Source organism: Psychromonas sp., from assembly GCF_047632995.1.
GTDB lineage: Bacteria > Pseudomonadota > Gammaproteobacteria > Enterobacterales > Psychromonadaceae > Psychromonas.
Map to the genome: position 1 here is coordinate 21,945 of NZ_JBLIEK010000020.1, position 22,850 is coordinate 44,794.

19 protein-coding genes are annotated in these 22,850 nt (G+C 42.3%); 8 read left to right on the forward strand and 11 right to left on the reverse strand.

Going from position 1 to position 22,850, the window contains the following annotated elements; translation table 11 throughout:
• Positions 1–58: 58 nt before the first annotated feature.
• The 3 genes from ACJAT7_RS05555 to ACJAT7_RS05565 form a co-directional block, all read right to left on the reverse strand.
• The gene (locus ACJAT7_RS05555) at positions 59–1,657 is read right to left on the reverse strand and encodes a cation:proton antiporter (RefSeq protein WP_415225811.1); all 1,599 of its coding nucleotides are present in this window, start codon (positions 1,655–1,657) and stop codon (positions 59–61) included.
• Between the two features lie 443 nt (positions 1,658–2,100).
• Entirely contained in the window at positions 2,101–3,513 is a 1,413-nt protein-coding gene (radA, locus tag ACJAT7_RS05560; protein WP_415225812.1) for a DNA repair protein RadA, read from the reverse strand.
• Between the two features lie 92 nt (positions 3,514–3,605).
• A complete protein-coding gene (locus tag ACJAT7_RS05565; protein WP_415225813.1) occupies positions 3,606–4,259 on the reverse strand; it encodes a regulatory protein RecX in 654 nt (217 codons plus the stop codon).
• A 282-nt stretch (positions 4,260–4,541) separates the two neighbouring features.
• Between ACJAT7_RS05565 and ACJAT7_RS05570 the strand changes: the two genes are divergently transcribed.
• The 4 genes from ACJAT7_RS05570 (at position 4,542) to hflC (ending at position 8,089) form a co-directional block, all read left to right on the forward strand.
• Positions 4,542–5,120, forward strand: a complete 579-nt coding sequence (locus ACJAT7_RS05570; RefSeq protein ID WP_415225814.1) for a HupE/UreJ family protein — start codon at positions 4,542–4,544, stop codon at positions 5,118–5,120.
• 316 nt (positions 5,121–5,436) lie between these two features.
• Positions 5,437–5,643, forward strand: coding sequence for a cold-shock protein (locus ACJAT7_RS05575; protein WP_415225815.1), 207 nt, complete (start codon positions 5,437–5,439; stop codon positions 5,641–5,643).
• Positions 5,644–6,008: 365 nt separating this feature from the next.
• On the forward strand, positions 6,009–7,094 hold the full coding sequence (gene hflK / locus ACJAT7_RS05580; RefSeq protein ID WP_415225816.1) for an FtsH protease activity modulator HflK: 1,086 nt from the start codon (positions 6,009–6,011) through the stop codon (positions 7,092–7,094).
• Positions 7,091–8,089 carry a protease modulator HflC gene (gene hflC / locus ACJAT7_RS05585; RefSeq protein ID WP_415225817.1) on the forward strand — a complete coding sequence of 333 codons (999 nt, stop codon included), beginning with the start codon at positions 7,091–7,093 and terminating at the stop codon, positions 8,087–8,089. Before hflK ends, hflC begins: the two co-directional genes overlap by 4 nt.
• A 458-nt stretch (positions 8,090–8,547) precedes the next feature.
• On the opposite strand, the gene ACJAT7_RS05590 is transcribed toward hflC, so the two are convergent.
• A complete protein-coding gene (locus tag ACJAT7_RS05590) occupies positions 8,548–11,109 on the reverse strand; it encodes an amino acid permease (RefSeq protein WP_415225818.1) in 2,562 nt (853 codons plus the stop codon).
• A 317-nt stretch (positions 11,110–11,426) separates the two neighbouring features.
• Between ACJAT7_RS05590 and ACJAT7_RS05595 the strand changes: the two genes are divergently transcribed.
• Positions 11,427–12,371 carry an esterase/lipase family protein gene (locus tag ACJAT7_RS05595; protein WP_415225819.1) on the forward strand — a complete coding sequence of 315 codons (945 nt, stop codon included), beginning with the start codon at positions 11,427–11,429 and terminating at the stop codon, positions 12,369–12,371.
• 215 nt (positions 12,372–12,586) lie between these two features.
• On the opposite strand, the gene ACJAT7_RS05600 is transcribed toward ACJAT7_RS05595, so the two are convergent.
• The 4 genes from ACJAT7_RS05600 to ACJAT7_RS05615 form a co-directional block, all read right to left on the reverse strand.
• Positions 12,587–13,879, reverse strand: a complete 1,293-nt coding sequence (locus tag ACJAT7_RS05600; RefSeq protein WP_415225820.1) for a M18 family aminopeptidase — start codon at positions 13,877–13,879, stop codon at positions 12,587–12,589.
• Positions 13,880–13,954: 75 nt separating this feature from the next.
• Positions 13,955–14,572 (reverse strand): glutathione S-transferase, encoded by a 618-nt coding sequence (locus ACJAT7_RS05605; RefSeq protein WP_415225821.1) that lies wholly within the window; start codon positions 14,570–14,572, stop codon positions 13,955–13,957.
• A gap of 131 nt (positions 14,573–14,703) precedes the next feature.
• Entirely contained in the window at positions 14,704–15,858 is a 1,155-nt protein-coding gene (locus tag ACJAT7_RS05610) for an ATP-grasp domain-containing protein (protein WP_415225822.1), read from the reverse strand.
• A 131-nt stretch (positions 15,859–15,989) separates the two neighbouring features.
• On the reverse strand, positions 15,990–16,379 hold the full coding sequence (locus ACJAT7_RS05615; RefSeq protein WP_415225823.1) for a hypothetical protein: 390 nt from the start codon (positions 16,377–16,379) through the stop codon (positions 15,990–15,992).
• Between the two features lie 207 nt (positions 16,380–16,586).
• Here ACJAT7_RS05615 and ACJAT7_RS05620 point away from each other — a divergent pair, with 207 nt between their 5' ends.
• The 3 genes from ACJAT7_RS05620 to ACJAT7_RS05630 are packed head-to-tail and all read left to right on the forward strand — an operon-like array spanning position 16,587 to position 18,666.
• Entirely contained in the window at positions 16,587–16,958 is a 372-nt protein-coding gene (locus ACJAT7_RS05620) for a GntR family transcriptional regulator (RefSeq protein ID WP_415225824.1), read from the forward strand.
• Positions 16,955–17,809 (forward strand): ATP-binding cassette domain-containing protein, encoded by an 855-nt coding sequence (locus ACJAT7_RS05625; RefSeq protein WP_415225825.1) that lies wholly within the window; start codon positions 16,955–16,957, stop codon positions 17,807–17,809. The genes ACJAT7_RS05620 and ACJAT7_RS05625 overlap by 4 nt, the downstream gene beginning before the upstream one ends.
• Positions 17,809–18,666 (forward strand): hypothetical protein, encoded by an 858-nt coding sequence (locus ACJAT7_RS05630; RefSeq protein WP_415225826.1) that lies wholly within the window; start codon positions 17,809–17,811, stop codon positions 18,664–18,666. The genes ACJAT7_RS05625 and ACJAT7_RS05630 overlap by 1 nt, the downstream gene beginning before the upstream one ends.
• 104 nt (positions 18,667–18,770) lie before the next feature.
• Here ACJAT7_RS05630 and speB read toward each other — a convergent pair whose 3' ends face one another.
• From speB to ACJAT7_RS05645, 3 genes are all read right to left on the reverse strand, one after another.
• Positions 18,771–19,703 carry an agmatinase gene (speB, locus tag ACJAT7_RS05635; protein WP_415225827.1) on the reverse strand — a complete coding sequence of 311 codons (933 nt, stop codon included), beginning with the start codon at positions 19,701–19,703 and terminating at the stop codon, positions 18,771–18,773.
• A gap of 11 nt (positions 19,704–19,714) precedes the next feature.
• A complete protein-coding gene (gene speA / locus ACJAT7_RS05640) occupies positions 19,715–21,628 on the reverse strand; it encodes a biosynthetic arginine decarboxylase (protein WP_415225828.1) in 1,914 nt (637 codons plus the stop codon).
• A 308-nt stretch (positions 21,629–21,936) separates the two neighbouring features.
• Positions 21,937–22,113 (reverse strand): hypothetical protein, encoded by a 177-nt coding sequence (locus ACJAT7_RS05645; RefSeq protein ID WP_415225829.1) that lies wholly within the window; start codon positions 22,111–22,113, stop codon positions 21,937–21,939.
• Positions 22,114–22,850 lie beyond the last annotated feature (737 nt).

The following is a 22,850-nucleotide window of genomic DNA, read 5'->3' on the forward strand; positions in this document are numbered from 1 at the left end:
GCATTTAAGTGTTCAGTAGCAGGCTATCCGGTTTCCACGGGCAGTTAATTATTAAATTTCACAGCTGAACGCTTTGCTTTACTAGCAATAACGCGGTCTCATGCTGAGCATGAACGAAAGATTTAATGTTCAAATCGGCCAACGCCTGTTTTTCCTCAAGTGTATTAATTTTTACTACTAAATTGGCTGCGGGGTAATAGCCGAGCACCGCCTGGCAAATTATTCTTTTAGTTCTCAATGTATTGACCGTAATAATGATGCTAGAAGATTGATCAATCTGTAGTGATTCTAATACTGGCTGTTTATCCAGATGGCCGAAATAAGCCTTATAACCGCGTTTTCTTGCGACTAATACGTGTTGTAAATTATCCGAGATAATTAAAAAAGTAACACCTTGTTTTTCCAATTCTTTTGCAACTATTCGTCCCAATGTTGAAAAGCCACAAATGACCGTGTGATTAGCTATATTGACCGGGGATATTTTATCGGATTCAAAAAACTCAACTACAAACAGAGCGGCGATTTTATAAATATTATTCACCATAAAAGGGGTGGCTACCATTGATAAAACAGTCACTAATATAAGTGTGCTACCTAGCTCAGGAGTGATTATCTGTTGGCTAGTTGCCAGTGAAAAAATGGCAAAGGAAAACTCGCCGATTTGGCAAAGTGCGATTGCAGATTTAAGTGAATCACTTTTGTTGGATTTTTTTCTGATCATAAAAAAGACAATCAGTGCTTTTATCAGCATGGTGAAAATCAACACTGAAAATACTAAAAAGAAGTGGCTAATAAAATAATAGATATCTATTTTCATGCCGATAGAGAAGAAAAAGGCCCCTAAGAGCAGATCTTTATAGGAAGCAATATCTGACTCTACTTTTACATGGAAAGTGCTTTCAGCAATGATCATTCCTGCAATAAAGGCCCCCAGTGAATAGGTAAAGCCCATCTCATGCGCTAACAGCGATGCACCAATAACAATAGTTAATACCGAGACTAAAAAGAGTTCTTCCAGTCTTGCATTGGAGGAAAAGTGTAATAACCACTCAATTATTTTTTTACCCAAAGTGAACATAAAAACAATAACAAGCGTAGCAGAAATAACGGTTTTAAAGAGCACATCGGCCAGTGATAAATCACTATGCGCTAAAAAGCTGATCAGTAATAAAATTGGGATAACAGCAAGATCTTGGAAGATTAAGATAGCCACTGTTTTTTTACCGTAAGGGGTAATAATATCTTTTGATTTTTTTAGATAAGTCAGCACGATTGCAGTGGAAGATAAGCTAAAGGCTAATGAAATAATGACCGATGAAGTGGCATCGAGGTTAAAGAGATAATAGGCAATTAAATAAATAATCAGGGAGCTAAATGAAACTTGTATAAAACCATTAAAAAGAATGATCTCTTTCATTTTCTTTAGTTTAGAAAAAGAGATTTCTAAACCAATTGTAAACATAAGAAAGACGATCCCGAATTCACCAATGAGATCCATAGATTTAATGGTTTCACTGTCAAACTCAAAGATATTACTGATAATAGTGCCGGTCACGATGTAGCCGATAATGTGTGATATAGAGAATTTTTTTAGCACGATATTTAATATGCTTGCGACGGCTAATGAAATAAAAATGATAAGGAGAGTTGAGTCCATTTTGTTCCTCTAAATTTTTCCGAGTACACATTAAATATTTAACTGGGTAGTGATAAATCCAACAGCAACTATTTGTATTTTATTGGTTTTACATTTATTGGTTTTACATTTATTGGTTTTACATTTATTGGTAAGTGCTGTGCCAGCTAAACCATGAGAGCTACTTGATAGTAGATCTTAACTAGTAGATATTAACTAAAGCAAAATAGACACCAATTAATGATTAATTTCTGTTTTTTAATTATCAATATATTTATCAATGCCTTACGAGTTGAAATTCAAGGAGTATTGATTTATATCTGCGCACAAATCACTTCTCTTGCTGTTTTGCACCACTAAAGTGCGTGCGCGCACTAACCTATCTTACTGTAGCACTATCAATAACAGCAATAAGACAACCGCAATAGGCCCTGTTTGTGGCCTTTTTAGCGTTTAAAGAGCAACTAATTTAACGCCTCAATTAATTCTTTTACATTTTTAAGCGGGTGAATCGACTGACCTGCCTTGACAAATTGCTGCATCGATTTGTGATATGCCACCGCAGGGATATAGATCTGTTTTTTACCATGACTTAAGGCTTCGCGCACACGTGGTACGATTTGTGGTATTTGACGTAATTCGCCAGTGAGTGCCAATTCACCAATAAAGACTGAATCTTCCGGCACTGGTTTGGAGTTAATCGAGCTGAGCAAGGCTGCGGTGACGGCCATATCGGTTGATGTTTCTGAGTCCGACATTTTTAGGCCACCAACCAGGCTGATATTAATATCGTAATAAGTGGGGATACCGCCATGTTTTTTTAATACTGCGGTAATAAGTGATAAACGGCTGTAGGAAACGCCGATACAGTTACGCATTGATTTTTCACCTTCTACTTCCGTAGCCAATGCCTGAATCTCGATCAGCAGATTACGCGCACCGTCTTTGATCACTGAGATGGCGGAGCCTTCAAAGTGTTCTTCACTGCCAGAAAGAAAAAGTCGACTCGGGTTATCAACAGAATACATCCCTTTTTCAGTCATCTGAAAAATGCCCACTTGCTCCGTGTCGCCAAATCTATTTTTATCCGCACGTAATATACGCACAGAGGCGTCATTCACTTCAATATGAATGGCGGTATCGATAATATGTTTCAATGTTTGCGGCCCGGCCATTTGCGAGTTTTTATTTACCTGTCCAACCAGAATTAGCGTGATCCCGTGTTGTTTGCATAATCGATTTAATATTTTGGCACAGGTTTTTACTTGTGTGACACCGCCTGCAGAGCCGTCAACGGTATTTGACTCAAATGCCTGAATTGAATCGGCAATAAGAAATTTGATGTTATTTCCAATACACTGCTCGACAATATCTTCAATACTATCGGTGTCCGACAGGAAAAAGTTATCTTCATTAAAGTTAAGCTTTAAGCGCTCAATACCGCGTTTAGCCCACTGGCTTAAACTCTCTTCGGCGGTTACATAGAGTGTCGGCATGGTATGTGACATCACTTCTGCAACCTTGGTAAGCAGCGTGGTTTTACCCGATCCGGGATCGCCGCTTATAAGTACCACTGAGCCGAGCGTTATTCCGTCGCCCAATACCCGGTCGAGTTCCGACAGTCCCGTTGTGACACGCGCGGCTTGTTCTACCTGCACAGCCGAAATTCGCTGCACACCGCTGCTTAAAACTCCAGCATAACCCGCTGTTTTATTACGGTTTATCGCTGCATTGACCGATTTTGTGATGCTCGATGCTTCTCTAAACTCGGTGAGGCTATTCCATGATTTACATTCGCCACACTGGCCCTGCCATTTGCTGTAATCCGCACCGCATTCATTGCATACATAGGAGATCTTTGTTTTTATTTTTGCCATTACTCTATCCTGAAATTTATTTCATCTGATATTAATCTTATCTAAGATCGGTGCTTGCCGATAAATAGGCGAACTCTTTTGATCTGCTGCATTTAATCATCTTGATTAATCTGCTCATTAAATAGTTTGATCGCATCTGCTGTATCACTGAATGTATATCCTCGCGAAATTAAAAAACGCAATGCCTTATTATGTGAACTTTGCTCGCTAATTGCAGTTTTAAATTTACGAGAGAGCAGGGCAACTGCTTCGCCTAAACAATCACAATCATCTTCGGGATATGTTTCATTATGTAGATCGATTGCTTTAAAAATATTATCGAAAGCATGCCCCTTGCCTTGCAGAAAGGCAATTGCCTTGTTTTTTATATTGGGATTGGCAATACGTTTGTTATATTTCCCTGCCAATAGTTTTGCGGCTGCTGACACATAATCATAGTGATCATTTGCAAATAGCGTCTTTGAGTCAAACCCTTTACGCAGTAAATCTCGTTTAATACGGGTAACACCGAATCCTCTATTTTGTGCTCCGCGAATAAAATTTTCTACAAAGCGCGCATCATTTAAATATCCATATTCAAAACATTCGCCGATAACCCTATCAATCCATTCCTGATTATCGGTTTTACGTCCGATCTTTTCACGTAACTCTTTTTCACTATGATCGCGTCGTCCCAAATGCCAAAAAGCAGATCTGCGTACGCCATCGATATCTTTGGCCGGTTTTATCGGTTTATTAAATGACATATTTGTCTGACTCTCTATTACTGGTTAAATAGACAGTTAAATTGTAACCCGAAAGAAATTTAAAGCAATATTAGCTGTGCTTTTAATATCGAATTAGCCTGTTGTCGCATCTGAAATATTGCTCTGGGCTATTTATTTGCTGCTGCTAGTCACTATTAACTAAACTTGTTTTGTTGGTTAATTTCATTTTATTGATTTTTTTGCTATAGATATTATCAACCCGCCAGCGCTAGGATTAGAATAAATCTCAAATGATCTGTTTTTCACTACAGGGGAAAACCAATGAAACAATCAATATCAAAATTTGTATCTTTATTGTTACTTTTACCCGGCGCTGTTTTTGCCCATACTGGTGTAGGGGAGACAACAGGATTTCTACATGGATTAGGCCATCCAATTGGCGGCGCTGATCATTTTATTGCAATGATCGCGGTGGGGCTTTGGGCTGTGCAAATCGGTGGCCGGGCATTATGGGCCGTGCCTGGTACATTTGTCGTGGTGATGATTTTAGGTGGGATTCTTGGTTTCTCAGGCGTGAGAGTTCCCTTTATTGAAGAGGGAATATTAGTCTCAGTTTTGATATTGGGCGTGCTGATTGCCGGGGCATTTAAACTCCCACTTGCATATAGTGTGTTAATAGTAGGGGTTTTTGCCATATTCCATGGAAATGCTCATGGTGCAGAGATGCCCGCTACAGCTATTGCTGCCTTATATATAGCCGGTTTTGCACTGGCGACAGCAGCATTGCACTTAGCAGGTATAGGGTTGGCCGTGTTAATGCAAAAAACAAATATGCAAACGGTTAATCGCTTCGCTGGTGGCGCTATTGCGCTTAGTGGAATTTATCTGACATTATCCTGATGCTATTACATTCATAATACCTCAAGGTGCTTTATCTGGACTCAACTTGCAGAGCAGAATAAGGCACAAGTTTTACTTGCTGTGTTTTTTTTAAAAATCTATCTCTAACCACTATTTTTAATAAAAAATAATATTTGACTTCCATTCCAGACACTATATAGTTCCGCACAGCAAAAAAGAAAGCCTTTTGTTTACAATCTTAATATCGTAGTTTTATTCATAATCCAACGCTCTGTAAGTTTTTAAGTTTCAGTCTGTTTTTACGCTATTCAAGCCTCTTGAAGGCAATTCACATTAAAAAATACAGGATATTATTATGTCTAAAGTTCAAGGTACAGTTAAGTGGTTCAACGAATCTAAAGGTTTTGGTTTTATCGAGCAAGCATCTGGTCCAGATGTATTCGCTCACTTTAGCGCTATCGCAAGCGAAGGTTTCAAAACTTTAGCTGAAGGCCAAAAAGTAGAATTCACTGTAAGCCAAGGCCAAAAAGGCCCGCAAGCAGACAGTATCGTAGCTATTTAATCAGCTCTGATATTTTAGCGTTAATAAAGCGCTAAATTAATTTAAAGAAATGGTAAACTTTCACGGGTTTACCATTTTTTTTATGTTCAAAATAATGATAAATATCTGCTCAATGAGAATCGCCTATATCAATACCGTAAATTCACGGGCTAACCTCCTTGTTCCACTTTATATTATTCAATCCGTAAAGAAATTTGCAGCTCGTTTGACTCAAGACTTTCAGCAACAAGTTTCTTATGGCTAAGCAATATCATAAAATTTACACTGATTATTTTTGCTTCAATTGAATATCGGCAATGACTGCACTTATTTAACCGCCTTATCCTTGACAACCGTCATCAAGCTCCCATAGTAAATAGGTGGATATGTTTTTGCCATCTGTTGAGGTCAATGCTATGCCGACTGGAAATGATCAAGATCCTTGGGAACGTGATAAAACCACGCCAGTGGAATTTAATTCACATCTTAAAAAGGGATTCGCGCGTGTTAAACCCATTTTATCTGATGGGCATTCTTTCTTTTCATTAGTTATTTTTGTTTTGCTGTTATTGATTGGACTGAGCATCTGGTCTGCTATCTACACTATCCCGAGTGATTCTGTTGCTGTTGTTCAGCGCTTCGGCAAATACCTGAAAGAGGTACCGCCCGGACTGCATCTTAAACTTCCACTGGGCATTGACAGCGCAACCATTGTTCCGGTCAAGCGGCAATTAAAGCAGGAGTTTGGTTTTATTACGCCGGGTGCAAATGATCCTTATCAAAGCCCTGATGCGCGTGAAAAAGACAGGGAAACACAAATGGTTACCGGTGATTTAAATGCGGCTCTGGTGGAGTGGGTGGTGCAGTACCGTATTGCTAATCCCGTTAAATTTTTATTTGAAGTGCGTCAGCCCAGTGAAACCCTGCGCTCAGTTTCAGAGTCTGTGATGCGCGAGGTGGTGGGCGATCGCACTGTTGATGAAGTGATTACGATTGGTCGTCAAGAGATTGAATATGAAGCACTTCTTAAGATGCAGGCGCTTTCAAGTAAGTATGCGATGGGGATCAGCATTGATCAGGTGCAACTGAAAAATATTAATCCACCGAAACCTGTTCAGGAATCCTTTAATGAGGTTAATCAAGCACAGCAGGAAAAAGAAAAACTGATTAATGAAGCACGCCGTGATTATAACAAAGTTATTCCATTAGCACTGGGTGAGAAAGATCAACGGATCCGAGAGGCCGATGGCTATCGGCTTAAACGCATTAATGAAGCAGAGGGTGATGTTGCACGATTTGACGCTTTATTGGCGGAATATATAAAAGCACCGGAAGTGACACGCAGGCGTATCTATCTTGAGACTATGCAGGACGTTTTGGCAAAAATACGCTCTAAAATCATTATTGATCAGAGTACACAAAATATTCTGCCATGGTTAGATCTCAATGCACAACAGGGGGAAAGACCATGAAACCAATAAAAACTATTGCTCTGTTACTGCTGATGGTGCTGTTTCTGGTGACATTGAAGGGCGCACTTTATACGGTCAGCGAAATAGAGCAGGTGATCATTACCCAATTTGGTAAACCCGTTGGCGAGGCGGTTACCGAAGCTGGTTTAAAGATAAAAATCCCTTTTATACAAGAGGTCAACAGTATCGATAAAAGGGTGCTGGAATGGGATGGCGATCCATCTGATATGCCCACTAAAGATAAGCTCTATATAGCAGTGGATCTGTTTGCGCGCTGGCGCATTATCGATCCGCTGCAATACTTCCTGCGCCTGCGTGATGAACGCAGCGCGCAATCTCGATTGGATGATATTCTCGGTAGTGAAACCCGCAATGCCGTTGCCAAGCACGAACTGATTGAGATTATCCGAACCACTAAAGACCGAGAGCCCCTGCGTGATGACCTGCTTACCGATGCCGAACGTGCATTGAAAATGGGGGCGCTGGTGCCTATTCAAAAAGGGCGGAAATTGGTAGAGCAAGAAATTTTTACAGAAGCGGCTGACAAAGTGCGGGTATTTGGCATCGAACTTCTTGATATTCGCTTTAAACGTATTAATTACAATGCCAGTGTGCGGCCTAAAATTTATGATCGAATGATCAGTGAGCGGCGCCAGATTGCAGAACGTTTTCTTTCAGAGGGTAATGGTGAAGCGGCCAGAATTCGCGGTAATCGGCTCCGTGATTTAAACAAAATTCAGTCCGAAGCATACCGACAAGTGGAAGAGATCCGTGGATTGGCGGATGCCAAGGCAACTGAGATATATGCTCAGGGTTATAATCAAAGTCCGCAGGCGGTCAAACTCTATGAATTTACTCGCACCATGCAAGCGTACCGCACCATTATTTCCAGTAACACCACACTTGTATTGTCCACCGACAGTGAGCTGTTCAAATATCTTAAGGGGATCGATGAGAGTTCTATCTTATCGGATAAAAACGGATCTAATAATTAAATGGATTGTGCTCTTTTCTGAAGAAAAATACGCCGAGTGCTGAACTTTCTAAAGAGCAGGTAGAGAGTGATTCTCTACCTGAGCATTCGTTACTGGATGCGATACTAAAACTCTATATCTAAGGTGATTTGTTAGAGGTACGGGGGCGATATCGCGGTGAAAGACGCTGTGAAAAAATTATTGAGCAGTTTGCCTCCTCTGCGCAAGAGATCGCCGATATTCATAAAATGGTTGATAGGGCACAATTCAAACGCCGGCAAACTCCTGCAATTATAAGAGTAAAAAAAAGTTTTGGTAAAGGCCGTTGGTTGCCAGTGGCTGCGAAATATTAATAAGTTAGAGATGCCTGATTCCGGAAATCGGTTATCAATAAAACGATTTCCGGTAGCATTTTTACTTTAGTAATTAATACAAGCCCATGAATTTTGTCGCCGCTTCTAAATTATTGGCTGAAAACCTTAACTCTCCGAGTCTGATTTTACCTCTTGATCTGCGTTATGATTGAGATGATGTTTTTTCTGTAACTGTTCAAATTCCTGTTTTCTGACTTCCAGTTTTGCTTCGGCTTTAGCTGCCCGTCTGGTCGCTTTATCGAGTTGCTGACGGATTTCAGTCAACTCACTATAGAGCTGGACCCGCTCTTCACCATCACCCTGCTGGCGTGGTTTTAATAGCGCATTGAGGTTTTTTTCGATCGCTAAATTGGCCGTTATCACTTTCTCTTCCGCTTGTTTGGCTCGCTCTTGTGCTGCGTTTAGCCTATCTTCTGTCTCCGCTAGTAATCCTGCAACGCCTTGTTCAGGATCTGCATCAAGCTCAATATTTTGCGCTGCGACCACGAGTACGACTAAGGGGAGAACCGCCAACAGGGCATCGACAGCTAGCCCTGAACAGTCGACAAGCTGATCAGATTTAAGTGTTAGCGGTAAAAATACTAAACTGGCATCTTTTGAATATCTATGGATCGTACTGCTACTAAAATCATCAACAATCAACGCGTTGGCGTCAATTCGGCTATCTTCGAGCTCCTGCTCTAAGCGTTCCATTGCAGTCTTGCTATCTTTACCCTGAACAGTGCTCAATACGCGCAACTCGGTGAGCTCCCAAAAATCAGATCGGGTCATCAGATGTGCCAGTAGCAGCATCAGTGATCCGCTATTTCCCGGCGTGTACCAAATATCAATCCGGCGTTGCTCGGCAGCCTGCAGTTCGAGCTGCTGCCACTCTGACTCTTTGGCATCCAGAACGACGAGATTATAACCAAGACGCAGAGCTGTATGCAGATTTTTGCCAAAACTTTTCAGTTTTGGTGTGAAAAAATGCTGGGTGTAGGTGCCGAGATAATTGATTAGGATAGTGTTGGCTTTTAAAGGGCCAAGTCCGAAAGATTGCAGCAACAACTCACTGCCAACTTCAAGAGAGGGGGCATTGATCACCAGCGGGAAAGCTTGCACGCCACTCTGCGCGATATCTTCGTAAAGCTCATTTTCTGCTGCCACTTTTTGTGCTGGGCTTTTTTCCAATATATGCACGAGTGTCGTCAGGCCGCTACCTGCTTCAAGCCATGTGGAAAATTTTAGTAGTTGACTGCGCCGCTCTCTGCTGCTTGAAAATGCGAGAATTTGCGGCCGCCAGTCGCGGGGATGCTCTAGTTTGAGTGATATTTGCAGTAAATGTTCGCGCACTTGCTGCAAGTGATAGGAGCGGCGACTATCGGCCCAGCGGCTCTGTTTGACTGTACGTTGCAGATACTGATAAATACCAAAAATCAAGGCAACTGCCAGCGCGCCTGTTTCCCAATTAATCGCCAGCATTGCCAGTAAACAGAGGAGGGCACCAGCCAGGCTTGCATATTTATGAAACCATTTGAAACGGGGACGGAACGAGGGGCTGGCTGAGCTCGCCTCAAAGTAGGTGGCGTAATTAAGCAGCCCGTAGGAGATCAAGAAGAACATCGCCACCACGCTGGCGATAAGATTAAGATTACCCAACCCGACCGTTAATAGGGCGATAGCAGCCGCGAGCAGCACCGCTCGTTGCGGATTATTGGCAGGTCCTGCACCCTTGGCAAAAGGCGTTAATATTGGGAATATCTTATCTGCCGCGAGCGATTGCAAAATCCTTGGCGCGCCGAGAAAAGAAGCCATAGCGGAAGAAAGGGTCGCGGCGAATACACCTGCAATAATAAAAATCGGTAACCAGGCCACTCGGTTCATGGCTTCATAATCGCTGCTTAATAACGCTTGTGGCAGACTGCCGGCAAAAAAGAATGCTGCGCTTAGATAAACGATCAGTGAAATGCCCACTGCCAGAAAGGTTCCCATTGGCAAGCTTTCCCCCGGATCTTGCAGATCGCCGGACATGCTCACCCCCTGAGTGAAGCCTGTAACAGCGGGGAAAAACACAGCAAATAGTACCCAGAATGTTGGGGCATCAGCTGCTGGCTGCCAATTTCCCTGCAGCAGAGCGCTATCCCAAAGTAGCCCTCCTCCGACAAAAAAGGAGATCAGTGCCAAACAGATAATGGTCATTACGATATATTGAAAACGGGTCGCCCAATCGGCTCCCATCCACGCCAAGAAGAACAATCCGCCAATAGCTACAAGCGCAATAATTTGCGCCATGCCATGGGTTACAGGGAAAAGTCCGGCAACAACTTCGCCGAAGCCGATGCAGTAAAAGCCGATCGAGACTGACTGCGCCAGGAAGAGGACTAAGCCTAGCGCCCCGCCAAACTCGAGTCCGAGGGTTCTGGAGATAAGGTAATAGTCACCGCCTCCTCGGACTTTTAGATTAGTGGCGATCGCTGACAGGGAGATGCTGGTCAGTATTGATATAGTGTAGGCAATAAAAATAATCAACAGTGTCTGCAGTAACCCGCCGCTACCGACTACATAACCCAGTCGCATGAAGAGTATAAGTCCGAGTATGGTTAAAATACTCGGGGTAAATACGCCGGCGAAAGTGCCGAGCTTGTTTTCTGCGACTTTAACTGCGCTAGGTTCACTTTTTTTGTGCATCTGCTATTCCCTTACCGTTAGACGACATCTGTTTTTATTCTAGAGCAGCTATTATTTACTGTTTGAAATCTTCTAGAAGCATAGCGCACTCTTTGTCTTTTAATTTCTCTGAGCGTAAAAGATAACGTGGAGCAGCAAATTTTTTTCTTTTATATGCGACGATTAACAAAAATAACTGTAAATTGTGTTTTACTGTGACTAACATTAGTATCAGATTGATTTACTTGATTTTAATTATTAGCAGGGCGTTTTGACTTACTGCAAGTTTGGGTATATAAGCTTGCATTGTTGTTAATATTCGGATGCTAGGGAACCTTATGAAATTATCTATCTTATTAGTGTGCATCACTTTACTCTTTTCCTGCACATCATCCCGTTATATTGCCCAGCCTCAGCCACTGCAGACGGAGAATCTGCCAGTGCCAGATACTGAAGTGGAAATAGAAAATATAGGATCGTGTACAGATTCTGAAGATCGCACTTTAAAATTTAATGCAAATTATCCGCTCACTGTCTTAGTGCATGGTTGTAATGGCTCTGCAGGACGCTTTCGTTCATTAGCGCAATTATATGCGTTTCATGGACAGCAAGCCGTTTGTTATAGTTATGATGATCGGGATAGATTAACGAAAAGTGCAGACAAGCTGGTAACGGCATTGAATAAACTTGTGAGTGTCAGTAGTAATGAAAATATAACGGTTATTGGCCACAGTATGGGCGGTTTGATTGCGCGTAAGGCGATGGAAAATAAGCGTTTGAATAGTGAGCTTAATATAAATCTGATTACTGTATCTGCGCCATTGGCTGGTATCGCAGCAGCCAGCACGTGTGCTTTGCGACCTTTACACTGGTTGAGTTTAGGTATTGTTCCTGCCGTGTGTTGGGGCATTACGGGCGATAACTGGTATGAGATAACATCGCAATCGGATTTTATTAAATACCCCGCGCCACTATCGAGTTCCGTGCTGCGGTATCTAAAAATTGTGACAAATGAGCAAAATACGTGCCGCCGAATTGATAGCGAGGGGAACTGTGTGGAAAGTGATTATGTTTTTGAATTAGATGAACAATATCAACCCGTTATTGATGGTTATCGGCAAGTCACTAATATTCAAGTTGATGCGGGTCATGTTGAAATTGTTGGTTATAAAGATGTCGAGCCGCGTAAATTATTGACAATCTTACAGCAGGAAAATATGATTTCCGGTACGCCTGTGGAGCGCCAAGCTGAACTAGAACTCTTACTTAGCCAGCTATATTGATAATAGCGCTGGCGACAATCACTTTTTTTACGCATGGGGTTTGTCTTCACGTGGATGGTTGGCGTACCACTGAGTGCCTATTTCGCCTTGGTATTGGATTGTGAATATATGCTTATGATCGTAGAAGCGATAGTGAAACTTGGCTGGTGTTTTTAACGCTACTTAAAGCGTTATTGGATGAATAATCTGACGACAGCGGCAGCTGCCGTTTTAAATTAGGCAAAGAAGGTTCGGATCACTTTACTCATATAATAGTGATCCAGTATGCCCTGGGTTTCGCGAATGCTGTGCATTGCCAACATCGGGTTGCCGACATCTACAGTTTCTATTCCCAGCGCCGCGGAAGAGGTTGGGCCGATTGTACTGCCTGAGGGAAGATCGGAACGGTTGGCCAGTTTCTGGTAGGGCACGTCAGCCTTATTGCATAAATTGATAAATTTACCGGCAGTGGTCGCGGTTGTGGCATATCTGAAGTTGGCACTGAGTTTAATAACTGGCCCCTTATTGATTAAGGGTGCGTAGGATTTATCATGTTTTTCTGCAAAGTTTGGGTGCAGGGCATGTGCGCCGTCTGCACTGATTAAGAAGCTTCGATGTTTGGCGCGCAGGCCATCTTCTAGGTCGCCCCCCAAGGAAAAGATGATCCTATCTAATAGTGTGCTTAAGTAGTTTGAATCAGCGCCCATCATAGTTCGGCTACCCACCTCTTCGTTATCAAAAAATGCGCCGATATTGGTCTGAAGCGGATTATCTGCTGAAATCAGGCCGTTATAAATACAGTGACACATAGCCAGATTATCTAAACGGGCAACAGATATCATATCTTTAGCTAAGCCGATTAATGCGCCTTTTTGCGTATCATAGAAAAACAGATCCATCTCCAGAATATCAGCCGCATCGACTCCCGCTTCTGCGGCGATAAGCGTTTTTAAATAAGATTTTTCTTCTATCTCTGGGGTGCTGCCAAAAAGAATAACAGGCAGGTGGCTCTGTGCGTTGTATTCAAAGCCACTATTGAGCTCTCTGTTTAAATGAATAGCAAGGTTAGGGATAGAGCCGACGGCTATTTTAAAGTCAACTAAACGGTTTTCTACTCCATTTCCGCTGTTAATTGAGATCCTGCCGGCTAAGGAGAGGTCGCGATCCAGCCACGTGCTGTGAATGCCGCCGCCATAAGTTTCAACGCTGACTTTTAAACATCCTGCAGATTGTGTGAGTGACTCATTTTTCAGTTTTAAATGCGGGCTGTCGGTATGTGCGCCGACAATATTAAATCCGCTTTCCCATGGATTCTGACTGCCGAGCTGAAAAGCGATAACCGCGCTGTTATTTCTTTGCAGATAATACTTGCTGCCAAGTTCAAGATTCCACTTTTCACCTTCATTAAGGCTGCGGTAGCCGCTGCTTTCTAGCTCTTTGATAATATTTTCAACTGCAAAATAGGATACTGGGCTGGCATCTATAAAACTGAGTAGATCTTTGGCTAATGTTGTTGCTTGCTTATGCATTTTTTCTTCCTGTAATACTGTATATCAACAGGCAAATCGTGCTCTGCTTGCTCTGTTTTAGATGGTTTGTCCGCCTTATGTGGCAGCGGCATAATAATCGGCAATCGCCGGGATTTGTGCAATCCGCTGCATATGCAAATGCAGTTTTGGTGCTACGTTTTCAACCAGGGTACGTGGGATATGGTCTAAGTGACCGGATAGGAGTGAACGCGTCCAGACAAATACTTTTAGGTCGGCAATGGTCAGGCGATTTTCAATGAAATATTGACCGCCTTGTTGCTCAAGTTTTGCCTGCACCCACTGCAGATACTCGCTCAAAGGTCCATCGGCTAAGGCTTGTCTTGCTGATCTTAAGGCTTCCCCTTCAAGTCTAAATGTTGCTACTATTTTATGGGTAATATCTTCCAGCGCATCCATAATTTCATCACAAAGTAATGCCTGCAGATCATTGGCGGGATATAAACCTGCAAGTTTAGCGACAAAACGGTTAATACTGTTACTTTGGGTTACCAGCAACCCATCAATTTTAAGTGTTGGCACCTGATTTAACGGAGTCGTTTTTTTTATCTCCGCAAACTCGCTGAAGGGAAAGCGTATATCGTCAAATTCCACGCCGCCAATATGCATTGCAAGCCTCGCTGGCTCTGCCCGTCCACCGTGGAAATCAAAATAGGTTAATTCAAGATGATACATGTTCACTCTCCATATTTTTGTTGGTAACTGATGCAGGTTCTAGCAAAGCTAGAAAATCACAGCTGCTGCTTGCCTTTTTATTATCTTACCTAAAAACTGTCTTGCCTGCCCAATTCGTTAAATGTAGTTATTCAGCTCATTGTAAAATCCAACGTTTGCCGTACCTTTTCAATCTCCTGTGCGAGAATTTTCGCTTCGCTATTAACCAATAATAGATAACCTGCATCTTCGCCAACGCCCTGGCGTTCACTTATCCTTGTGCCGGCCGTCACTTTTAGTTTGGATTTAAAAACTGAGGGTAAACTGGATACCTGGTTCCAATTGTTTATCTGCTGCACCGTTCCGGCTCCCGGATGAATAATGCAAGCCGCTGAGTAATAAGTGGGCGAATCAGGAAATGTAAAAGGCAGATCAAGTTCCATATGTAGCAATGCATCCCATGAAGAAAAGCCATAAGATTTGCTGATCAATTCCATAATGTAACCTCCGGGTGGTCTTAATGCAATCTCACCAAATAAAATTCCCTTTTCGCTGAGGTAAACCTCCATATGTGTGATACCCCATTTTATCTTCAGGGCCGTCAGCACGCGTTTATTTAATTCAAGTAACGCCTCTTGCGGTATTGAGTCGGGTAGAGCGGGTACCACATTAATATGTTTTTTCAGATAATATTGTGTAGTGCTGCTGAAAAGTATTTCGCCATTATTAATAAAGGATTCGACACTGGCTTCCGGCGCAGAGATAAATCGCTCCATAATGCGCGTTCTTTTAGCCAGACGGGTTATATCATCACTCGTTTTGACCAGAACAATGCCTCTTCCTCCTGATTCATGTCGAGCTTTGACAACGACGGGAATACCTAAATTATCAATAACGGATGATCCATCCTCAATTTTTTCACCGGCAACAAAGTCTGTCATGGGAATATTTCTGTCACTCAGATAGGATTTCATATGTAGTTTGTCATTACAGCGCAGTGCAACACTGTTATTAGAAAGGCGAGCAGACAATAGACGTCTGGCTACCGATGCGCAGTAAACAGCGGCTTCGCTACCGGCAATCACATGGCTAAATGGCCCTGTTTGTGCAAAAACCAATAAAGTATCGGCAATCTGCTGACGAGTACGAGGAAATTTTTGCACATGTAGATGCAACATTTTTCGTGAAGATTTCACCCCTTTTTCTGTCCATACTGCGTAGGGGATATCAAGACGAGACAATGCGTCACAAAGCCCTTGACGGTAACCCATTACTAAAACCCGATATGCATTACCCTTAGGTTTCATCTGCTTTAACTCCCAAAAACAACGATCAAACAATGGCCAGCTATAATGCTTTTCTTTGGCTTTAAAATAGTGCTTAAGTCTGTTTATTGAAAGTTTTTTTTGGCACTTTTTTACCGCGCTTTAGCAGAGGTTTATAAGCGAAACTGGATCGACACGCCCATATAAGTTTCTGTGTCTGTTTTGCTGATAACAGGCAGCAGTATATATCGATCTGTTACATAGGCGCCGATAGCAGATCCCAGTGCATGAGCGAGGGTATCGGCAAAAGCGTTACGGAAGTCGTTAGTTCCTCGGGCATATTCATAATATTGCGAAAGGCCTCCCGCGACTGTGCTGATGGTAAATCCCATCCACGCCCGGTCATATTCAGGCCAGTAGTTATCTGAGATAGCAACCAGAGCCCCTGCTGTAATGGCGCCACCGAACGCATGGCTAAGTTGGCTATTAACATTCATGCTGCCATTTGCATTGGATTGCGTTGAAAACAGCAGTAGCAAGACAAATAAAATGATTTTCACCATTATTCCTCCTAAGGCAAACACTTTTTGAGATTAGCTTGTCAGTATGCCGCTACAGATTCGGGCTATTTAAAGCGTAGCAGCTTGAATGGAATAGTGGTAATGGGCTGATCTTGCAATGGTCATTTCAAAGAGTGGCCGTAAAACTTGCATCTTATCAATCTCATTGATATGGTGATATACACAAGTATAACACTATAGCGGGTCTATATGAGTGATTGGAATGATAAACAGCCCATTTTCCATCAGATAAAAGAGCGAATAGAAAAACAGATCCTGCTCGGCATCTGGGCTGAAGGTACGGCATTGCCCTCGGTAAGGGCGGTTGCTGCGGATCTAAAAATTAACCATCTTACTGTGATGAAAGCTTATCAACTGTTAGTTGATAATAACTTAATTGAAAAAAAGCGTGGCCAGGGCATGTTCGTATTATCCGGTGCGCTTGAAAAACTGAAAGCAGAAAAAAAACAGCAGTTTTTAACGCAGGATATTCCCAATATTGTGCAGATGCTTAAGCGTATCGATATGCCGCTGCATGATTTTATTAACGAGTTGGAAAAACAGATTGAGGAGGACAAATGACGGTATTGGTTCGAGCAGTAAACGTAACTAAGCAGTATCAGTGTGCCACGGCAGTTAAAGATGTTTCCTTTGAACTGCAGGGCGGACAGGTGCTTGGTCTGTTAGGTCATAACGGCGCAGGTAAGTCGACGTTAATAAGCGCGCTTTTAGGATCGCTTCGTTATCAGGGTGAGATTGAAATCTGCGCCTTAAATCCGGTTAAGCAGCGTGCGCAATTAATGAAGCATCTGGCTTATATTTCCGATCTCAATGTGTTGCCGCAATGGATGAGTGTCGCGCAGATTTTGCGTTATAGCAGCGGGGTACATCCCAGTTTTGATATTGATAAAGCCAGGCAGTTCCTGAGTAGCACGCAAATTGCCCTGTCTTCAAAAATCAGTTCATTATCAAGTGGTATGAAAGTACAGCTGCATTTATCCATTATTATGGCCACCGATACTAAGGTGTTAATTCTTGATGAGCCGACATTAGGATTAGATCTTATCTACCGGGATGTTTTTTACCGTCATCTTATAGAGTGGTTTCATGATGGTGAACGTGCATTAATTATCGCCAGTCATGAAGTCGGTGAAATTGAACATCTGCTCACTGACGTGTTAATGCTTAAACAGGGTGAGGTGGTTTTACAGGGAGAGATGGAGTCGATTTATGCGCGCTATTTTATTGTCGAGGCGCAGCATCAGCACCAGTCGATTATTGAGCAGATGTCGCCGCTTGCCTCGCAGGTCGGTCTGGGTACCACTAAATGGCTGCTTAAAAGTGAGTATCGGGCGCAAGCCGCTGAATTAGGTGAAATAATCAATCCATCACTGCAGGATATTTTTCTTGCGCTGCAAAAGGAGGGCGCGTAATGCATCCTGGTTTCTTTATGCTTGAAAAAGAGCTGCTTGAACATAAAATAGTCACCCGTTTACCGCTGTTTTTGCTGTTAATGGGATTAGTTATATTGGCTGCAATTGTTTTCAATACACACTCATTCGATAATATCTCAGTGCAGTTTAATTATCAGGGGGATATGTCACAGCGCAGTGTTGACGTTACACAGGGGATACGTGGCATGCTCTCTTTGGGTGCGGGAGCGGTTTCTTTGCTCTTGTCGACGCTTTATCTGGCGAAAACATTTCGTAAAGAGCGTCAAGAAGGCAGCCTGATGTTCTGGCGCAGTATGCCAGTCTCCGAGGGCCTAACCCACACGGTAAAATTGGGATTTGCATTGATTTTAATCCCGCTTATCTGTTCGTTTTTAGTGCTTTGCGGGGAGCTCTTTTTCTATCTTATTTCATTTACCCAATCCCCTCATTTAATGGCGATTCTTGGCGATATATCATTCGCCACAGTGGCACTTAACTGGTTAATGTTTATCGCTAAAATGGTGCTGATAAGTTTGGCTATGCTGCCTGTGGCTTGTTTGCTGCTGGCTGTTTCTCAGCTGGTCAATTACCCTCTGCTAGCGGTTACGCTTGGCGTTTATACGGTGAAGCTTTTTAGTACTTATCTGTTTGCTTTTGATGGTGTCGCCACGTTTATTGGCGCTATTAGCTCAATGCCGCTTGCTTTGCTCACTTCAGCACAGCCTTTAGCTGTGTTTGCGCAGGTTGGTTGGTTTTCCTGTTTACTGGCTTATCTGCTTGGTGCGCTTTGCCTGATGCTGAGCCTGTCAATAAGGAAATATGGCGAACTGGATATTCGCGCACTGTTTTCACGCTAGGGTAAATAGAAAAGGGATTAGCTATTAAAAGATAGATGAGTGGACGGGCCATAAAAATAAACCCCTTTAGCGATAAGATTAAAGGGGTTTGTTAGAGGGGCACGCTATAATGCAATTGACTTATTATTAATGGCCCACAGGTGCATCAGTTCAACAGCAATGGTTGCGCCTGCTAAGGCGGTTATCTCACTGGAATCATAAGCCGGTGACACCTCAACAACATCCATGCCGACCAGATTAATACCTTGCAGCGCGCGTAATATTTTTAATATTTTATCTGTGCTTAATCCACCACAAACCGGGGTGCCTGTGCCGGGGGCAAAGGCTGGATCCAAGCAATCAATATCGAAGGTTAAATAGACTGGAAGCGCTCCGATTTTAGTGCGGATCAGGGAGCAAATCTGCTCAACTGAGAGATCATTGGCCTGCATCGCATCAATCACAGTAAAAGCATGATCTGTTGGATTGTACGAGGTGCGAATGCCTATTTGCACTGAGTGGTCAGGATCAATAAGCCCTTCATTAGGTGCATGATAAAACATAGTGCCATGATCATAGAGACTGCCGCAATCATAAGTATCGGTGTGCGCATCAAAATGAATCAGGGCCATTTTCCCGAACTTTTTATAATGTGAGCGCAATAAAGGCAGGGTAACAAAATGATCTCCGCCTAAGGCTAACAGCGCTTTACCCGAAGCCAGTAGTTCACTGGCGGCATTTTCTACTTTTTGTGTAAACTGCTGCGCATCACCGCAATCGTAAACCAGATCACCCGCATCAATAGCGCTTACCTGCTTAAGCAGATTAAATTTCCACGGATAACGATAGCCTTCCCATGCCAGATTAATGGATGCATGACGAATGGCGGTCGGCCCCATGCGCGCGCCGGAACGGCCTGTCGTTGCCAAATCAAAAGGCAGTCCTAATACGGCAAGCTGTGCATTGGCGTTAACCGGATCTGTTGCTAACGGCAAGCGTAAAAAGGTCATCGCATTGGAATAAATTGAATTATCCACTTGCTGAAACAGTTGGCTCATTTCATTTTTCCTTAATAATCTTCTAGATAGGTATAACCTTTTAAGCCTAAAATCAGTTCATTAAAGATATCATCACGCTCTTCAGGGGCTAATTTACTATTCACTAATTGTAAATAAGTGGCTTTAAACTCTTCAGAGTCCAAGCTGACATAATTGAGCATATCTTCAACAATATTGCCGTGGGCAATTTCAGTTATTTCAGCTTCACCCTCGTCATTCATCAAAACCACTGCGCTGTTAGTATCACCGAATAGATTGTGCATATTGCCAAGAATTTCTTGATATGCCCCCACTAGGAAGAAGCCCATTAAATACGGTTTTTCTTCTGTCCAATGAGGCACTAACAATGTGCTTTCAATACCTTGTCCATCAACATAATGATCAATCGCACCGTCAGAATCACAGGTTATATCGAGTAAAACTGCACGCTTTTGCAGCGGATCGTCCAGACCATTTAAAGGCAGCACAGGGAAAATTTGGTCAATGCCCCATGAGTCAGGCAGTGATTGGAACAGGGAAAAATTGACAAATAGTTTGTCTGCTAATTTTTCGTTTAAATCATCAATAATGGGGCGATGGAAGCGATTTTTTTCATCCATTAATTTATTGAGCTCATGACACACGCGTAGATGTACCTGCTCTGCCCAGGCTCGTTGTTTTAGGTTAATTAAACCAGTTGCAAATTGGCTGTGTATTTCTGCCACATCGTTTTGGGTATCATGATAAATTTCAATTAACGCGCGATCATCATTACGCCTATCTAGTTGCTCCCACGACTCCCACATGTTTTGCAATAAGACAGACTCATCGTCAGCAGGGGGAAGCAGTGTTTCAGGCTGATAAGATTCAGCGCCGATCACATTAGAGATAAGCACCGCATGGTGAGCGGTTAATGAACGTCCGGATTCGGAAATGATAGAAGGTACAGGCTGCTCATAGGTGTAGCAGATGTCCGCAATAGTGGCGACGATATTGTTGGCATATTCCGCCAAGCTGTAATTCATTGAATTCGATGATTGGCTTCGGGTGCCATCGTAATCGATAGCTAAACCACCGCCCACATCCATATAACCCACTTGTGCGCCTAACTTACGTAACTCACAATAGAAACGCGCCGCTTCACTTACACCAATTCGCACGTCACGGATATTAGCGATTTGCGAACCTAGGTGGAAATGCACCAGTTGTAATGTGTCGAGTTTGTTTTCAGCGCTGAGCGTGTCGACGACTGACAATACTTGCGATGCAGATAAACCAAATTTGGATTTTTCACCGCCACTGGCTTGCCATTTTCCTTTGCCTTGAGAGGCCAGACGTACGCGAATACCTAAACGCGGCTGTACATTGAGTGTCTTTGCCTCACTTAGAATCAATTTAAGCTCAGACATTTTCTCTAATACAATATGTACTTTATGACCGAGTTTTTCACCGATTAATGCTAAGCGAACATATTCTCTATCTTTATAACCGTTACAAACAATCACAGAAGAGGCTTTTTGTGCTAATGCCAGCACGGCTAATAATTCTGCTTTGCTGCCGGCTTCTAAACCCAGTTGTTTCTCTTCTTGATGGTACTGGCTGGCTAAAATTTCATTAACAACTTCACGTTGTTGATTGACCTTTATCGGATACACCAGCAGGTATTTTTCCGGATAGTCATATTTTTTTATCGCATCATTAAAGGCTTCACATAAGCCATTAACACGTTGATGAATAATTTGCGGAAAGCGAACTAATACAGGTAAAGATAACCCTTTTTCTTGAATTTTTTCGACAACGTCGCTGAGATCAACCGTCATTTCTGGTTGATTGTGTCTAGGGGCAACATAAACATTACCTGTATCGTTGATACCAAAGTAACCTTGGCTCCAATGGCGCACATTGTAGCAATCGCGAACATGATCAAGGGAGGTCTTATTATTCATTGATGATCCTTTAAAGTTGCAGTGCATATCCTATATTACCTAGATGTTGAATTTCACGCATTACAATCAAATAAAAGCATAAAGTCCAATAAAGAAAATGATATTTTCCAATCAAAATTTTTGATTAGAAAATATCATATCTGCATTATCACTTTAGTCCCATAGCAAAAAAAAAGAGGTGCGTTACAGCTGATGTTTTGAAAAAAGAGATAAGTAATTTGTGTCGCTGGTTTTCAAATAAAACAGTTTGTCAGCCGCAGTGATTGAGAGTAGAGCTGTTTAGTCGTAGTGAGCCGATAAACGGGTGGTTATTTTTGAACAGTATGGCTCGTATTATCTTTGTCGCGAGTTTTATCCGATTTTGGATCTGCATCAGTGGTTTGCTTTTCACGCAGGGCGGCGATCAATTTTCGATTTAGTTTGGCAAAATAGATATCCTCTTCCGCTTTGCCCTTAAGATGAATTCTTTCAGTAAAGTCAGCCATAGCAAATACCTCAAATACCCACTTACTTTAATATTAGCTTATCTGATAAAGAAAGGTCGTTGAGAAAATATAAGGTAGCGCGTCTATTTATTAATACCACAAGGTAGATGCGTGCAACTATTATAGAAAGTAAGAAGGAAAACTTATGATGCGGAATTAGAAAAGCATATCTCTCACCTCTGTCTTAACCGCTCTCTGCCAGGTGTTTTGTTCAATAAAAAAACATCCTGCCTGTTAATTGTTCGCTTGGTTCCCAATTGCAAATAAACACTTGCCAATGCTTTTCCAATCCCTATAATGCGACCCCACAGACACGGGCTGCAACGCCAGTGAATGAGAACGAAAGAGGCTAGTTTCTGATAACGTTAAACGTTGATTAGGAACGTCGTATTTCTTGTTTTAGCAAGATTAATTATCTTCATAAAACATTAAATAAAAGCTCTTGACTAAGTTCAAAGGTAGCGTAATATACGCACCTCGCCGAAAGGCTGCTCTTTAACAATTTAATCAAACAATCTGTGTGGACATTCAAGAAGTCTTTGCTTGCAAAGCTTCTCCCGATAGATGAACCGCTTGCGGTAAATCGGTAGGGATGTTGATGTGATTTCAAAAAAATCAAAGTCCTCGTGCTATTTATAGTACAAGGCAATATCAATAGAATGACACACGAATAAATTCATTTATTCAGAATAACTAAAGTACTTAGGTACTTTAGTTTTAGTCAGTAATATTGAGTC

Excerpts from the sequence above, each read along its gene's own strand:
- ACJAT7_RS05555 (WP_415225811.1), bottom strand. The coding sequence starts at position 1,657 with ATGGACTCAACTCTCCTTATCATTTTTATTTCATTAGCCGTCGCAAGC.
- radA (WP_415225812.1), bottom strand. The coding sequence starts at position 3,513 with ATGGCAAAAATAAAAACAAAGATCTCCTATGTATGCAATGAATGCGGT.
- ACJAT7_RS05565 (WP_415225813.1), bottom strand. The coding sequence starts at position 4,259 with ATGTCATTTAATAAACCGATAAAACCGGCCAAAGATATCGATGGCGTA.
- ACJAT7_RS05570 (WP_415225814.1), top strand. The coding sequence starts at position 4,542 with ATGAAACAATCAATATCAAAATTTGTATCTTTATTGTTACTTTTACCC.
- ACJAT7_RS05575 (WP_415225815.1), top strand. The coding sequence starts at position 5,437 with ATGTCTAAAGTTCAAGGTACAGTTAAGTGGTTCAACGAATCTAAAGGT.
- hflK (WP_415225816.1), top strand. The coding sequence starts at position 6,009 with ATGTTTTTGCCATCTGTTGAGGTCAATGCTATGCCGACTGGAAATGAT.
- hflC (WP_415225817.1), top strand. The coding sequence starts at position 7,091 with ATGAAACCAATAAAAACTATTGCTCTGTTACTGCTGATGGTGCTGTTT.
- ACJAT7_RS05590 (WP_415225818.1), bottom strand. The coding sequence starts at position 11,109 with ATGCACAAAAAAAGTGAACCTAGCGCAGTTAAAGTCGCAGAAAACAAG.
- ACJAT7_RS05595 (WP_415225819.1), top strand. The coding sequence starts at position 11,427 with ATGAAATTATCTATCTTATTAGTGTGCATCACTTTACTCTTTTCCTGC.
- ACJAT7_RS05600 (WP_415225820.1), bottom strand. The coding sequence starts at position 13,879 with ATGCATAAGCAAGCAACAACATTAGCCAAAGATCTACTCAGTTTTATA.
- ACJAT7_RS05605 (WP_415225821.1), bottom strand. The coding sequence starts at position 14,572 with ATGTATCATCTTGAATTAACCTATTTTGATTTCCACGGTGGACGGGCA.
- ACJAT7_RS05610 (WP_415225822.1), bottom strand. The coding sequence starts at position 15,858 with ATGAAACCTAAGGGTAATGCATATCGGGTTTTAGTAATGGGTTACCGT.
- ACJAT7_RS05615 (WP_415225823.1), bottom strand. The coding sequence starts at position 16,379 with ATGGTGAAAATCATTTTATTTGTCTTGCTACTGCTGTTTTCAACGCAA.
- ACJAT7_RS05620 (WP_415225824.1), top strand. The coding sequence starts at position 16,587 with ATGAGTGATTGGAATGATAAACAGCCCATTTTCCATCAGATAAAAGAG.
- ACJAT7_RS05625 (WP_415225825.1), top strand. The coding sequence starts at position 16,955 with ATGACGGTATTGGTTCGAGCAGTAAACGTAACTAAGCAGTATCAGTGT.
- ACJAT7_RS05630 (WP_415225826.1), top strand. The coding sequence starts at position 17,809 with ATGCATCCTGGTTTCTTTATGCTTGAAAAAGAGCTGCTTGAACATAAA.
- speB (WP_415225827.1), bottom strand. The coding sequence starts at position 19,703 with ATGAGCCAACTGTTTCAGCAAGTGGATAATTCAATTTATTCCAATGCG.
- speA (WP_415225828.1), bottom strand. The coding sequence starts at position 21,628 with ATGAATAATAAGACCTCCCTTGATCATGTTCGCGATTGCTACAATGTG.
- ACJAT7_RS05645 (WP_415225829.1), bottom strand. The coding sequence starts at position 22,113 with ATGGCTGACTTTACTGAAAGAATTCATCTTAAGGGCAAAGCGGAAGAG.